A 14,717-nucleotide genomic window follows, 5' to 3' on the forward strand; every position below is an offset into this window, starting at 1 on the left:
TGGACATCGGGCGACCGCGCCTGCGGCGCGCGAAATCCGCAGCCTAGGACAGATGCGCGTCGGCGATCGCCACGGCCAGCGCATCGGCGGCGTCGGCCCCGGCAATCCGCACGCCCGGCAGCAGGACCTTGACCATGGCCTGCACCTGCTGTTTGTCCGCCCCGCCCGTGCCGACGACGGCCTTCTTGACCAGCCGCGCGGCGTGTTCGTTCACCATCAGCCCGGCGGCCCCGCAGGCGGCCAGCACGCAGCCGCGCGCCTGCGCCAGCTTGAGCGTCGATTGCGGGTTCTTGTTGACGAAGACTTCTTCGGCTGCCGCGCGGTCGGGCCGGTGCGCGGCGATGACATCGGCCAGCGCCGCCTGCAGGCCCGCAAGCCGCTGCGCCATCGGCGCCTTGGGGTCGGTCGGCACCTGCCCGTTGGCAACATGTGCAATGCGCGATCCCTCGGCGCGGATCACGCCCCAACCGGTACAGCTGAGCGAGGGATCGAGGCCGAGGATAAGCGTCATCGGCGAGTGCCGCAGGGTGTCCGCCGGGGCCGGAGGCGCACCCCGCGAAAGCTCATCCCTCGAGCTTGTCCATCACCTCGTCGGAGATGTCGTAATTGCCCCACACGGTCTGGACGTCGTCATCGTCATCCAGCGCGTCGATCAGCTTGAGCAGCGTGCTCGCGTTCTTCTCGTCCATGTCGACGGTGAGATTGGGCTTCCACGCCAGCTTGACCGTCTCGGCCTCGCCCAGCGCCTTCTCGAGATCGGCCGCGACCTGGTGCAGGTCTTCGGCGGCAGTCCAGATTTCGTGCCCGTCATCGCTCGAGGCGATATCTTCCGCGCCCGCTTCCATCGCCGCTTCGAGGACCTTTTCCTCGCCGCCCGCGTCGGCCGGGTAGAAAATGAAGCCGAGCCGGTCGAAGCCATGCGCAACGCTGCCCTCGGTGCCGAGATTGCCGCCGTTCTTCGAAAAGGCAGTGCGAATGCTGGTGGCGGTGCGGTTGCGATTGTCGGTCAGCGCTTCGACGATGATCGCGCTGCCGCCCGGGCCGTAGCCTTCGTAGCGCACTTCCTCGTAGCTTTCGCCATCCTGCGCGCTGGCCTTGTCGATCGCGCGCTGGATATTGTCCTTGGGCATCGACTGCGCCTTGGCGGCATTGACCGCCAGCCGCAGGCGCGGGTTCATGTCGGGGTCGGGCATGCCCATTTTCGCCGCCACGGTGATTTCGCGGCTGAGCTTGGAAAACATCGCGCTGCGCTTCTTGTCCTGCGCGCCCTTGCGATGCATGATGTTCTTGAATTTGGAATGGCCGGCCATGGTTTCGCTTTGCGTAGCTGAAATGGTTGGAATCAGAGGGTCGCCTTAGCCTCATGCACGCCGCAACGACAAGCCTTGCGCCCGCGAATTCGATGCGCGGCGAATGGACGCAATTTGCCGCTTTCCTGAAGCGGCCCACCCTGCCCGCACGCGCGCCCATGCCGCGGCTGGCAAGCCTTGGTGCGGTATGGCGGCTGTTCCTGCTCGATCTGGCAGTAATGGGCGTGTTGCTGGGAATTGCCGGGCTGGTCATGTCCACCGGCATCACCGTGCCCGAAACCGCGCTGGCGGGGATCGATATCGGTCCAGCGGTGGTGTTCGCGGTGGTGGTCTTCGCCCCGCTGGTGGAAGAGATCGCGTTTCGCGGCTGGCTATCGGGCCGGCCGGGTCACGTGCTGGCGTTGATCGTCCTGCTGGGTGCCGGATTAGCCGCGATCATGCTGAGCGGTAGCGGGACGATCTACGCTGCGCTCGTCGGGGGAGCCGGACTGCTGGCCGCGCTGGCGATCCTCTTCGCGCTGCGCAGGCGGGCGGCGATGGGCTGGTTCGCGCGCTTCTTCCCGGTATTGTTCTGGCTGAGCACGCTGGCGTTTGCGAGCGTCCACCTGTTCAATTTCCCCGCCGAGGACATGGCCATGGCGCTGCCGCTGGTCCTGCCGCAATTTGCGACCGGGACCATGCTCGGCTATCTGCGTGTCCATTATGGCCTGTGGGCCAGCGTGCTGCTCCACCTGCTCCACAATGGCGCGTTCATCTCGCTGGTGCTGCTGGCGGGCAGCGCGGGCTAGCTCAGATCTTTACCGCAGTACCGCTGGCGCTGACCATCAGCATCGAGCCGGTATCGCCGATGACCTCGTAATCGAGATCGACCCCGACCACCGCATTGCCGCCGAGCGCGCCGCATTCGGCCTGCAATTCCTGGATCGCCTGTTCGCGCGCATCGCGCAGGATGCGCTCGTAACTGCCCGAACGCCCGCCGACGATGTCGCGGATATTGGCGAACAGGTCGCGGAACAGATTGGCGCCCACGATCACCTCGCCGGTGACGATGCCGAGATAGTCCTGGATCGGCCGCCCTTCGATCGTGGGCGTGGTCGTCACGGTGATCCCGCGGGCGTCTTTCCAGGGGCTGGGCATTGCTATCTTCCTCCGCTTTACCGGTGCTACAGCCTCCGCTGCCACCAAGCTACATCACGCCAGTCGCCCAGTTTCCAGCCGACCTCGCGATAAACGCCGATCTTCGTAAAGCCGAGCGCCTCATGCAAGCCAATACTCGCGTCATTGGGCAAGGCGATTCCGGCGAACGCCGCATGGTAACGCCCGGCAAGCGACGGTAGCAGCTCGCCGTACAGCGCTTTTCCTACGCCGCGACCTTGGTGGGTCGGGGCGACATAGACCGCCACGTCGCAAGACGAGGCGTACGCCGCCCTAAGCCGATGCGGCCCGGCATAGGCATACCCGGCGAGTGCGTCGCCGATTTCGGCTACCAGCCAAGCATGGGAGGCGGAACATTCGCCAATACGCCGGGCCATTTCATTGGTGTCAGGTGGCTCTTGTTCGAAGCTGACCCAGGTATCGGTGACGAATGGCCGGTAGATGGCTGCACATCCGGCGCCATCGCGAGCGGGTTCGGCCGCACGGATCAAGATACTGGAAACGGTCTCAGCCTCCCCAATCAACCCATGCCGAGCGCGGCCTTGTAGGTGTCGAGGATGGTTTCCTGTTCGCTGCGCTCGTCGGGCTTCATCTTCCGCAGGCGGATGATCTGGCGCATGATCTTGGTGTCGTAGCCGACCGCCTTGGATTCGGCGTACACGTCGCGAATGTCGTCGGCGATGCCCTTCTTCTCTTCCTCGAGGCGTTCGATGCGCTCGATCAGCAGGCGCAGGCGGTCGTCGGTGGCTTCGGCCATGGTCGGGTGTACTCCGGTAAAATGAGAATCGGTTGACGGCTCGATAGCCAGCCAGCCTGCGCGGGTGAAGGCAGCGACTCGTTACTCCACGCGATTTTTCGCGACGCTCGCTTCCATCCGCGCCAATTGCTCCTCGGTCGCGGGCGTCTGGCGGGTGGCCTTCCACTCGTCCTGCGGCATGCCGTGGATCAGCTCGCGCGCGGCCAGCTTGTCGCCTTCGAACCCCGCCTCGCGGATCCAGTCGGCGAGGCAATTGCGGCAGAACCCCGCCAGCCCCATCAGCTCGATGTTCTGCGCATCGTGGCGATGGCGCAAATGGCGCACCAGCCGGCGGAATGCTGCCGCCGCTACGGCATCGGGCAAATCGTCAAGCGGATCGCGTGCATTCGTTATCATGATCGTATGGTCCTTGCTTTGTCGCACACCGCTGCCATAGGCGATGGTCATGGCCAACCCCGCCCCCAAGCTCGATCCGCGCGGCCGCAAGGTCAAGATCCTCGCCACCGTCGGTCCGGCAAGCCGGTCGCCCGAAATGCTCGCCCGCCTGTTCAAGGCCGGGGTCGACGCCTTCCGCGTCAATATGAGCCATGGCGAACATGCCGACCATGCGCAGACGATCGAGACGATCCGCGCGCTGGAGAAACAGTTCCGCCGCCCGATCGCGATCCTCGCCGACCTGCAGGGTCCCAAGCTGCGCGTCGGCAAGTTCAAGGACGGGCAGGCGGTGATCCGCCATTCGGGCCATTTCACGCTCGACCGCAATCCCGAACCCGGCGACGAGACCCGCGTCGAACTGCCGCATCCCGAACTGTTCGGCCTGCTCGAGAAGGGGCAGCGGCTGCTGATCAACGACGGCAAAATCCGCCTCAGGGTGATCAGCGCGGATGAAGAGAAAATCCATTGTTCGGCCGAAGTCGGTGGGGTGATCTCCGACCGCAAGGGCGTCAATGTTCCCGATGCCGAAGTGCCGATCCCCGCACTGACCGACAAGGACCGCAAGGATTTGGCCTTTGCCGTGGCGAAGGGGGTCGACTGGATCGGTCTCAGCTTCGTCCAGCGCCCCGAGGATCTGGCCGAAGCACGCCGGCTGATGGGCGGGCATGCCTCGCTCTGCGCCAAGATCGAGAAGCCCAATGCGGTGAGCCGCCTGGCCGAAATCATCGAGGCTTCGGACGGGATCATGGTCGCGCGCGGCGACCTGGGGGTCGAGTTGGAGCCGCAGGAAGTCCCGCCGCTGCAGAAGCGGATCGTCAACGAGACGCGCCTCAAGGGCAAGCCGGTGATCGTGGCGACGCAAATGCTCGAAAGCATGATCGAAAGCCCCGCCCCGACGCGCGCCGAGGTCTCCGACGTCGCCAATGCGGTCTATGACGGCGCCGATTGCGTGATGCTCTCGGCCGAGACAGCCGCAGGCGACTGGCCCGAGGAAGCGGTCACGATCATGCACAAGATCGCGCGCCAGGTGGAACGCGACGAGGCCTATATCGAACGCGTGCGCCTGCTCGACACGCCGCCCGATTCGACCACTGCCGATGCGCTGGCGCATGCCTGCATGACCGTGGCCGATACCGTCCCGGTCAGCGCGATCACGGTCTTCACCGGGTCCGGCTCGACCGCGCGGCGCGTGGCGCGTGAGCGCCCCAGCGTGCCGATGCTGGTGCTCACCCCGAGCATGCGGACCGCCCGCCGGCTGGGCCTGCTATGGGGCGCGCATGCGGTGGCGACCAAGGATATCGGCAGCTTCGAAGAGATGATCGCCAAGGGCAAGCGCATGGCGCTGCGTCATGGCTTTGCCGAGGCGGGCAGCAAATTGATCGCGCTTGCCGGGGTTCCCTTCGGCACGCCGGGATCGACCAATCTGCTCCACGTCGTCACCATCAGCGGCGACGAGCTCGACAAGCACGACGACTAGCGCGCGCGGCGTTCCTTCATGATGCGCTTGCTACGCGCATCGACCAGCCGGAAGGCCTTGAACACGGGAAACGCGCGGTCGGTGCGCCCTTCATGCCCGAGCAGCCAGAGCTGCTGGTAGAACCAGTAGATCCCCGCGAAGCCGCTGATCGCCTTCACCGCGCCGAACCGCTTGAGGAAGCCGAGCCAGCCGGGCAGCAGCTCTAGGCTGTCTTCGTAGCGCGCCAGCTCGTCGGCGCCTTTCAGCAGCTGCGCGGGTGCATCGGTATCAACGCAGAGCGGGCGGCCCAGCCCGATCACATCCGCCGCCCCGCTGGCCAGCGCCTGTTCCATCGCCGCGCGGGTGCGGAAACCCCCGGTGACCATTAGCGGGACCGAAACCTCGGCCTGCATAGCCTTGGCAAAATCGACGAAATAGGCTTCGCGCGCGGCGGTCGAGGGCGCGACTTGCGGCGCCTCTTCGGCCTCCTGCCCGGCCACACCCAGCAGCTTGGGCTGTTCGTAAGTGCCGCCCGAGATTTCGATCAGGTCGACCGAAGCGGCCTCGAGCCACTGGACCACCTGCAGGCTGTCGGTGAAATCGAACCCGCCCTTCTGGAAGTCGGCGCTGTTGAGCTTGACCGAGACGGGGAAGCCCGGCCCCACTGCCGCGCGCACCGCGGCGACGATCTCGAGCAGGAACCGCGCGCGGTTCTCCAGGCTGCCGCCATATTCGTCGGTCCGCCGGTTCACCCTGGGCGAGAGGAATTGCGAAACGAGATAGCCATGCGCGCCATGCACCTGCACGCCGGTGAAGCCCGCATCCTTGCAAACGCGCGCGGCTAGGGCCCAGCGCTCGACCAGATCGGCGATTTCCCCCTTGGTAAGCGGTGCCGGCTTGCCGAACTGCCCCCCGGGAAGCGCCACCGCGACATCGGAAGAGGATTTGGGATGCGCGTTTACCAGCTTCTGCGTCTGGCGTCCGCCATGGCTGATCTGCGCCCAGAAATGATTGCCCTGCCGCGTCGCCGCCTGTGCCCAGCGCGCCAGCCGCGCCTGCATGTCGGCATCAGGTGCGCGGTCGATCACCACATTGCCGGGCCGTTCGAGATGGTCCGCATCGACGATGATGTTGCCCGACAGCAGCATGCCCGCCGCCCCATCGGCCCACAGACCGTAGAGCCGCTCGAGTTCGGGCGTGGGCCGCCCGTCGGGGGTGGCCAGCCCTTCGGTCATCGCCGCCTTGGCCAGCCGGTTGGGCAGCACCGCGCCGCACGGCAATGTCAGTTCGCTTGCCAAAGTCACGGCCATGATCGCGTTTCCCCTACCCCTGCGCGGCTTGCTCCAGCCGCTCGCGTGCGCGCGTCTCACCGATCAGCGGCAGCAATTCGCCCATGTCGGGCCCATGGTCCATTCCCGTCAAGGCCTGTCGCAAGGGGAGGAAGAGCGGCTTGCCCTTGCGGCCGGTGGTCTCTTTCAGCGTGGCGGTGAGCGCACGCCAGGGATCGTCTCCCCATGCAAGGCTCCGCACGGCCTCGGCCAAATAGGCGCGGTCTTCATCCGAGAATGCGCGCGTATCAATCGGTCCGGTCACCAGACGCCACCATTCATCCGCCTCGGATACCCGTGAAAGATTGGGCCGGATCGCATGCCAGCCGGCTTCATCCATCCCCTCGGGCAGGCGCTCGGCAACCGCGGCATAGTCCATCTGGTGGACCAGCGCGGCGTTGATCCGTTCGAGCTCGGCATCGTCGAACCGGGCGGGAGCCCGGCCGAAGGTGGCGAGATCGAAGCTTTCGAGCAGCACCGCGCGGTCCGCAATCGGTTCGACCGGCAGCGAGGTCCCCAGCCGCGCCAGCAGCGCAACGATCGCCTGCGGTTCGAACCCGCGCTCGCGAAACGCATCGCAGCCGAGCGAGCCGAGCCGCTTCGAAAGCTTGCCCTCCGCGCCGACCAGCAGCGCCTCATGCGCGAACCCCGGCATCTGCCCCGCACCATCCTGCTCCGCGATCAACGCAGTGAACATCTGGATCTGCACTGCGGTATTGCTGACATGATCCTCGCCGCGCAGCACCTGCGTTATACCCATGTCGAGATCGTCGACCGCGCTCGGCAGCATGTAGAGCCAGCTGCCGTCGGCGCGGCGGATGACCGGGTCGGACAATTGCGCGGGGTCGAATTTCTGCGGGCCGCGCACGCCATCGTCCCAGGTGATCGGCGCGGTGTGGTCGAGCTGGAACCGCCAGTGCGGGGCGATGCCCTCGGCTTCCTTGGAGGCACGCTCGGCTTCGCCCAATTCCAGCGCTCCGCGATCGTAGATCGGCGGCAGCCCGCGCCCGAGGCGGATCTTGCGCTTGAGCTCGAGCTCCTGCTGCGTCTCGTAGCAGGGATAGACCCGGCCCGCCTCGCGCAGCGCCGCAAAGGCGCGTTCGTACAGCGCGAGCCGCTGCGACTGGCGGGCCTCGCCATCGGGCTCGAGACCCAGCCATTCGAGATCGGCGCGGATCGCCTCGACATAGTCCTCGCGGCTGCGCTCGGCATCGGTATCGTCGATGCGCAGCAGGAAACGCCCGCCGCTTTGCTTGGCGAGCATCCAGTTGTGCAGCGCAGTGCGAATGTTGCCGACATGGAGCCGCCCGGTGGGCGACGGGGCGAAGCGGGTGACATGGGTCATGCGCGCGCCGATAGCCGAGGGGCGCGCGCTTGGCGAGAGGTCAGCTGGCCCGCGACGAGCGCCGCCTGAGCGCCGCCTCGCGCGCCTTGCGGTAATCGAGGATGCCGCTGGCGTCGCCCTGCATCGCCGCCTGGACCGCCGCGGGGGTGGCGAAATTCTCGCCCGGGACCGGCTGGCAGATCAGATAGCCCTGCGCTTCCTGGCAGCCGAGCTTGCGCAAGAGGTCGAGCTGCGCGCGCGTTTCGACGCCTTCGGCGGTCGCCGCCATACCCAGCGCATCGGCCAGCCGCGTGATGCTGGAGACGATCGCCTGATTGTCGGCCGAGGCTTCGATCCCCTCGACGAAATCCTTGTCGATCTTGATCCGGTCGAAGGGGAAGCGGCGCAGATAGCTGAGCGAGGAATAGCCGATCCCGAAATCGTCGAGCGCGACCTTGGTGCCAAGCTCGCGCAGCTTTGCCAGATTGCCTTCGCACAAGTCGCTGTTCTGCATCAGCACATGTTCGGTAATCTCGAATTCGACCCGGTGGGGCGCGATCCCGTGGGCATGGATCGCCTGCGCGACCACATCGGCCAGATGCGGACTGCGCACCTGCGTGGGCGACAGGTTGATCGCGATGCGGAAATTGCCTTCCCACTGCCCGGTTTCGGCCAGCGCCTGCCGGATGACCCATTCGCCGATGGGCACGATCATCCCGGTTTCCTCGGCCACCTCGAGGAAGTCGTCCGGTGTCACGATTCCGCGCTTGGGATGGTACCAGCGCAGCAGCGCTTCGTAGCCCGCGACCTCGCCCGAATCGAGATCGATCACCGGCTGGTAATGGAGATGGAGCTGATCGCGGGCGAGCACTTCGCGCAGATCGGTCTCGATATCGCGCCGCTCGCGCGCCACCCGGTCGAGTTCCTCGTCGTAAAGCGCCAGCGTGTCGCGGCCCTTGGCCTTGGCAGCGAAAAGCGCGATATCCGCGCGCCGCATCAGTTCTTCCGCATCGCGGTCGCCATCGGCGCCCTTGGCAATGCCGATGCTGCCCGAAATGCGATAGACCTGCCCGTCGAGTTCGAAGGGGTCGCGGATGACCGAGAGGAAGCGATGCGCGCGCTCGATCAGCATGCCCGCGCCCGCGCGCGTTTCGAGCAGCACGGCGAATTCGTCCCCGCCCAGCCGCGCGACGAGATCCTGTCCGCGCACCTCCTGTTCGAGCCGGGTCCCGACTTCGCGCAGCAGGCGGTCCCCGACCAGATGGCCGCGGGTGTCGTTGACCGCCTTGAAATCGTCGAGATCGAGATAGAACAGCACGATGTTGCGCACACGGTCCTGCTGCGCCAGCGCGGCACGCAGCCGTTCGTTGAAAAGGTAGCGATTGGCGAGGCCGGTGAGGTTGTCGTAATGCGCCATGAAGGCGACCCGGTCCTCGATCAGCCGGTCGTTGGTAACGTCGCGCGCGACCCCGCTCATCCGGCCATCGCTGCGCGGGCGCGCCGACAGCTTCCAGTACCGCACCGCGCCATCGACCCGAAGCTTGAGCACGAGATCGCGAAACCGGCTGCGCTCCATCAGATGGCGCGCGAGCCGGTCGCGGTCGTCCCCCGGAGAGAACATGGCGATCAGCGGCGTGGCTTCGAGCGCATCCTCGGCCTTGCCTGCTGCCGCGGCGAACCGCGCGGGGACATCGCGCAGGTTCCCGGCGGCATCCACGGTCCAGAGCCAGTCGGACGAATGCTCCTCGTAATCATACAACAGCATGCGGACGGTGCCCGCGGCTTCGCGGCGGCTGATCTCCGCCTCGGCCCCGCTGATGATCTGTTTTTCCTGCTCGCGCGTCGAACCAAGGAGCGCGATGACGAACAGCGCCAGCAGCATCAGCGCGGGCCAGCCGGCACCGTCGGTCTGGATCCAGGTCGCCGCGGTGATCGACACCGTCATCACGATAATATGGAATATCGCCGCCTGTGGCGCAGTGCGATGGACCAGCAGGACCCCGCACAGGATCGCGATCGCAATGGCTGCCAGCACTGCCGCGTCGAACCCGGTCGCGACCGTGGCGAGAAAGGGAAAGATGGCCGCCCAGATCGACGAGCCGACCCATTGCAGCGCGATCAGCCGGCGCCAGTGGCGCTCCAGTTCCTCCAGCGGGGCCTCTTCAGAATCGAGCTGCCGCTCGAGCAGGACATAGGTCACCAGCAGCGCGATCTGCATCGCGGTCCAGGCGAGCAGAATTGCAAAGGGCACCTGCCCGATAAAGGTGAACAGCAGCGCGGCAAGCGATCCGATCGTGGGGAGCAGCGCCAGACGCGCCCCGGCCATGAAATCGTCCAGTCGGCGTGTCAGGAGCAGACGGCCCACCGCATCCGCCCCGGCAGGACCGGGCTCGGCACGCAGTTCGGTATCGGGCACTTCTGTGGCCACGAATTCCCCTCGGTCGTTGCCAACACCCCCGATGCGGCCACTCGGGACACATCGTGCAACCCCCGCAACTCAAGGTCAAGTAACATGCGAAGCAGAACTAATTAACGCGGCGCAAAGGCTACCCGCCAAAGAAAAGGCCCCGCCGGATCGCTCCGGCGGGGCCCAATACTTCGGTGCGATTTAGGCGCGGCTTATTCGCCGTCCTTGGCATCCTCGTTGAGGTATTCGCCCGCATCGGCATCGGTGCCGTGCGTTTCGCCTTCCATCACTGCCAGCGGATCGTCGCCGATCGCCGCTTCGGGGCCCTGGGCGAGTTCCGCCGCGTGCTCTTCTTCGGCGGTCTGGGCAGCGATGATCGCTTCCTGTGCCTTCTTCCACTGGGCGCGCAGCGCCGCATCGCGGCTGGTGGCGGTGATGCGCATGCGGTTCATACCCGCGCCGGTACCGGCGGGGATGAGACGGCCCACGATCACGTTCTCCTTCAAGCCGACCAGCGTGTCCTTCTTGCCTTCGACCGCGGCCTGCGTGAGCACGCGCGTGGTTTCCTGGAACGAAGCCGCCGAAATGAACGAACGCGTCTGCAGCGAAGCCTTGGTGATGCCGAGCAGGATCGGGGTGCCCTTGGCGGGCTCCTTGTTCCGGCCGAGCTTGGCATTGGTTTCCTTGAGCTCTTCCAGGTCGACCTGTTCGCCGGGCAGCAGCACGGTGTCGCCGCCGTCCTTGATCTCGACCTTCTGCAGCATCTGGCGAACGATCACCTCGATGTGCTTGTCGTTGATCTTCACGCCCTGGAGTCGATAGACTTCCTGGATTTCGGTGCAGAGATATTCAGCCAGCGCCTCGACGCCCAGGACTTCGAGGATGTCGTGCGGGTTGGGCGAACCGGAAATCAGGGTATCACCCTTCTTCACGAAGTCGCCTTCCTGCACGTCGATCACCTTGGTCTTGGGGATCAGGTACTCGACTGCATCGCCTTCTTCCGGAACGATCGCGATCTTGCGCTTGGCCTTGTATTCGCGAACGAATTCGATCTTGCCCGAAATCTTGGCAATGACCGAATTGTCCTTGGGCAGGCGCGCTTCGAACAGCTCGGCCACCCGCGGCAGACCGCCGGTGATGTCGCGGGTCTTGGCAGCTTCACGCGATGCACGGGCGAGGATGTCGCCGGCATCGACCTGCTGGTTGTCCTCGACCGAAAGCACGGTACCCGGCGCCAGCATGTAGCGCGCGGCTTCCGTCTCATCGCCCGCATCGTTGAACAGGGTCAGGCGCGGACGCAGATCCTCGTTCTTCTTGCGGCCCGACGTCTTCGTATCGATGACCACGCGCTGCGCGATGCCCGTGGCATCGTCGACGCGTTCTTCCATGGTCGTACCGTCGATCAGGTCCTGGAATTTCGCCACGCCTGACGTTTCGGTGATGATCGGCAGGCTGAACGGATCCCATTCGGCCAGACGATCGCCTTCCTTCACCTTGCCGCCATCCTTGTGCATCAGCACGGTACCGTAGGGCACCTTGTGGATTTCGCGTTCGCGGCCCTCGGCGTCGATCACTGCCAGTTCGCCATTGCGGGCAAGCGACAGGATACGGCCCTTCTTGTCGGTGATGGTGGGCATGTCGCGATAGACGACCTTGCCGTCCGATACGGCTTCGAGATGCGAGGTTTCGTTGAGCTGTGCGGCACCGCCGATGTGGAAGGTACGCATGGTCAGCTGCGTACCGGGTTCACCGATCGACTGTGCGGCGATGACGCCGACGGCCTCGCCGATGTTGACCGGCGTACCGCGGGCAAGATCGCGGCCGTAGCACTTGGCGCAGACGCCCTGCTGGGCTTCGCAGACCAGCGGCGAACGGATCTTGGCGACCTGCACTTCGGCTTCCTCGATGACCTTGATCATCGGTTCGTCGAGCAGCGTGCCCGCCTTGGCGATGACCTCGTCGGTCGCCGCGTTGACGATATCCTCGGCCACGGTGCGGCCCAGGATACGCTCGCCGAGCGAGGCGATCACGCTACCGCCCTGGACGATGGCGCGCATGTCGAGCGAGTTGTCGGTCTTGCAGTCCTCGACGACGATGGTGCAATCCTGCGACACGTCGACGAGACGGCGGGTCAGGTAACCCGAGTTCGCCGTCTTCAACGCCGTATCCGCGAGACCCTTACGGGCACCGTGGGTGGAGTTGAAGTATTCGAGGACGTTGAGGCCTTCCTTGAAGTTCGAGATAATCGGGTTCTCGATGATCTCGCCCGACGGCTTGGCCATCAGGCCGCGCATCCCGGCGAGCTGCTTCATCTGCGCCGGGCTACCACGGGCACCGGAGTGCGCCATCATGTAGATCGAGTTGATCTCGGCCTGGACACCGTCCTTGCCGATCGGGCGGGCCCGGATCTTCTCCATCATGGCTTCGGCAACCTGGTCGCCGCAACGGCTCCAGGCGTCGATCACCTTGTTGTACTTTTCCTGCTGGGTGATCAGGCCGTCCTGATACTGCTGCTCGTAATCGGCCACCAGCGCCTTGGTCGTCTCGACCATTTCGATCTTCTCTTCAGGGATGATCATGTCATCCTTGCCGAAGGAGATGCCGGCCTTGAACGCGTGGCGGAAGCCGAGCGACATGATCGCGTCGGCGAACAGCACCGTGTCCTTCTGGCCGGTGTGACGATAGACCTCGTCGATGACGTCGGCGATGTCCTTCTTGGTCAGCAGGCGGTTGACGATGTCGAACGGAACCTTGTGGTTCTTGGGCAGACATTCGCCGATCAGCATGCGGCCGGCGGTCGTTTCGAACCGCGACATCGCGATCTTGCCGTTCTCGTCAGCCTGCGGAACGCGGGCGAGGATCTTGGTGTGCAGCGAGACCTGCTTGGTCTCCAGCGCCTGGTGAACCTCGGCCATGTCCGAGAACATCTGCAGCTTTTCGACCTTGTTGCCGTCGCTGTCCTCGACGAATTCGGGCGTCTTTTCCTGCCGCTCCATCGAGAGGTAGTAGAGACCCAGGACCATGTCCTGCGACGGCACGATGATCGGCTTGCCGTTGGCGGGCGAGAGGATGTTGTTGGTCGACATCATCAGCACGCGCGCTTCGAGCTGGGCTTCAAGCGAAAGCGGGACGTGGACGGCCATCTGGTCGCCATCGAAGTCGGCGTTGAAGGCGGCGCAGACCAGCGGGTGCAGCTGGATGGCCTTGCCTTCGATCAGCACGGGTTCGAACGCCTGGATGCCGAGACGGTGAAGCGTCGGCGCGCGGTTCAGGAGGACGGGGTGTTCGCGGATGACTTCATCCAGGATATCCCAGACTTCCTTGCGCTCCTTCTCGACCCACTTCTTCGCCTGCTTGAGGGTCATCGACAGACCCTTGGCGTCGAGGCGGGCGTAGATGAACGGCTTGAACAGCTCGAGCGCCATCTTCTTGGGCAGGCCGCACTGGTGCAGCTTGAGTTCGGGACCGGTCACGATGACCGAACGGCCCGAATAGTCGACGCGCTTACCTAGAAGGTTCTGGCGGAAGCGGCCCTGCTTGCCCTTGAGCATGTCGCTGAGCGACTTGAGCGGACGCTTGTTGGCGCCGGTGATCACGCGGCCGCGGCGGCCGTTGTCGAACAATGCGTCGACGGCTTCCTGCAGCATGCGCTTTTCGTTGCGGACGATGATGTCCGGCGCGCGCAGTTCCATGAGCCGCTTCAGGCGGTTGTTACGGTTGATGACGCGGCGATAGAGATCGTTCAGATCCGAGGTCGCGAAACGGCCCCCGTCGAGCGGCACCAGCGGGCGCAGTTCGGGCGGGATGACCGGCACGACTTCGAGGATCATCCATTCGGGACGGTTGCCGCTTTCGATGAAGCTTTCGACGACCTTGAGGCGCTTGATGATCTTGGCCGGCTTGAGCTTCGACTTGGTCGTCGCGAGCTCTTCCAGCAGATCGGCCTTTTCCTGCTCGAGATCGAGATCCATCAGCATGGTCTTGACCGCGGCGGCACCGATATCGGCGGTGAAGGCGTCCTCGCCATACTCGTCCTGCGCCTCGAGCAGTTCATCCTCGGTGAGGAGCTGGAACTTCTCGAGCGGGGTCAGGCCGGGCTCGGTGACGATGTAGCTTTCGAAATACAGCACGCGTTCGAGCTGCTTGAGCTGCATGTCGAGCAGCAGGCCGATGCGCGAGGGCAGCGACTTGAGGAACCAGATATGCGCGACCGGCGCGGCCAGTTCGATATGGCCCATGCGTTCGCGGCGAACCTTGGTCACGGTCACTTCGACGCCGCACTTCTCGCAGACGACGCCCTTGTACTTCATGCGCTTGTACTTGCCGCACAGGCATTCGTAATCCTTCACGGGACCGAAGATGCGCGCGCAGAACAACCCGTCGCGTTCAGGCTTGAACGTGCGGTAGTTGATCGTTTCGGGCTTCTTGATCTCGCCGAAGGACCACGAGCGGATGCGCTCGGGGCTGGCGATGCCGATCTGGATCTCGTCGAAGGTTTCGGGCTTCGCGAGCTGGTTGGTGAATTTGGTCAGTTCGTTCATGACT

Annotated in this window: 12 protein-coding genes; 2 read left to right on the top strand and 10 right to left on the bottom strand. The window is 65.0% G+C overall.

Features of this window, described 5'->3' with window-relative positions; genetic code table 11:
• Positions 1-43: 43 nt before the first annotated feature.
• Together ruvC and VWN43_RS12685 are read right to left on the bottom strand one after the other, a co-directional pair.
• Positions 44-511 carry a crossover junction endodeoxyribonuclease RuvC gene (gene ruvC / locus VWN43_RS12680; RefSeq protein WP_320181523.1) on the bottom strand — a complete coding sequence of 156 codons (468 nt, stop codon included), beginning with the start codon at positions 509-511 and terminating at the stop codon, positions 44-46.
• A 52-nt stretch (positions 512-563) separates the two neighbouring features.
• On the bottom strand, positions 564-1,310 hold the full coding sequence (locus VWN43_RS12685) for a YebC/PmpR family DNA-binding transcriptional regulator (protein ID WP_320181522.1): 747 nt from the start codon (positions 1,308-1,310) through the stop codon (positions 564-566).
• Positions 1,311-1,402: 92 nt separating this feature from the next.
• Here VWN43_RS12685 and VWN43_RS12690 point away from each other — a divergent pair, with 92 nt between their 5' ends.
• The gene (locus tag VWN43_RS12690; RefSeq protein WP_320181521.1) at positions 1,403-2,098 is read left to right on the top strand and encodes a CPBP family glutamic-type intramembrane protease; all 696 of its coding nucleotides are present in this window, start codon (positions 1,403-1,405) and stop codon (positions 2,096-2,098) included.
• A 1-nt stretch (position 2,099) separates the two neighbouring features.
• Here the strand turns inward: VWN43_RS12690 and VWN43_RS12695 are convergent, their stop codons facing one another.
• From VWN43_RS12695 to VWN43_RS12710, 4 genes are all read right to left on the bottom strand, one after another.
• Positions 2,100-2,447, bottom strand: a complete 348-nt coding sequence (locus VWN43_RS12695) for a heavy metal-binding domain-containing protein (protein WP_320181520.1) — start codon at positions 2,445-2,447, stop codon at positions 2,100-2,102.
• A 26-nt stretch (positions 2,448-2,473) separates the two neighbouring features.
• Positions 2,474-2,956, bottom strand: a complete 483-nt coding sequence (locus VWN43_RS12700) for a GNAT family N-acetyltransferase (RefSeq protein ID WP_320181519.1) — start codon at positions 2,954-2,956, stop codon at positions 2,474-2,476.
• A gap of 29 nt (positions 2,957-2,985) precedes the next feature.
• The gene (locus VWN43_RS12705; RefSeq protein ID WP_050601763.1) at positions 2,986-3,222 is read right to left on the bottom strand and encodes a DUF2312 domain-containing protein; all 237 of its coding nucleotides are present in this window, start codon (positions 3,220-3,222) and stop codon (positions 2,986-2,988) included.
• Between the two features lie 81 nt (positions 3,223-3,303).
• Positions 3,304-3,618 (bottom strand): DUF1244 domain-containing protein, encoded by a 315-nt coding sequence (locus VWN43_RS12710; protein WP_320182170.1) that lies wholly within the window; start codon positions 3,616-3,618, stop codon positions 3,304-3,306.
• A gap of 49 nt (positions 3,619-3,667) precedes the next feature.
• Between VWN43_RS12710 and pyk the strand changes: the two genes are divergently transcribed.
• On the top strand, positions 3,668-5,134 hold the full coding sequence (gene pyk / locus VWN43_RS12715; RefSeq protein ID WP_253521805.1) for a pyruvate kinase: 1,467 nt from the start codon (positions 3,668-3,670) through the stop codon (positions 5,132-5,134).
• Here pyk and VWN43_RS12720 read toward each other — a convergent pair.
• The 4 genes from VWN43_RS12720 to rpoC form a co-directional block, all read right to left on the bottom strand.
• Complete coding sequence (locus tag VWN43_RS12720) at positions 5,131-6,423, bottom strand: NADH:flavin oxidoreductase/NADH oxidase family protein (protein WP_320181518.1); 1,293 nt, start codon at positions 6,421-6,423, stop codon at positions 5,131-5,133. The genes pyk and VWN43_RS12720 overlap by 4 nt on opposite strands.
• 13 nt (positions 6,424-6,436) lie before the next feature.
• On the bottom strand, positions 6,437-7,786 hold the full coding sequence (gene gltX, locus VWN43_RS12725; RefSeq protein ID WP_320181517.1) for a glutamate--tRNA ligase: 1,350 nt from the start codon (positions 7,784-7,786) through the stop codon (positions 6,437-6,439).
• A gap of 40 nt (positions 7,787-7,826) precedes the next feature.
• Entirely contained in the window at positions 7,827-10,193 is a 2,367-nt protein-coding gene (locus tag VWN43_RS12730) for a putative bifunctional diguanylate cyclase/phosphodiesterase (protein ID WP_253521797.1), read from the bottom strand.
• 191 nt (positions 10,194-10,384) lie between these two features.
• The gene (gene rpoC / locus VWN43_RS12735; RefSeq protein ID WP_253521795.1) at positions 10,385-14,713 is read right to left on the bottom strand and encodes a DNA-directed RNA polymerase subunit beta'; all 4,329 of its coding nucleotides are present in this window, start codon (positions 14,711-14,713) and stop codon (positions 10,385-10,387) included.
• Positions 14,714-14,717: the final 4 nt, after the last annotated feature.

The organism is Qipengyuania sp. HL-TH1, assembly GCF_036365825.1.
In the GTDB taxonomy this organism is placed as follows: Bacteria; Pseudomonadota; Alphaproteobacteria; order Sphingomonadales; family Sphingomonadaceae; genus Qipengyuania; species Qipengyuania profunda.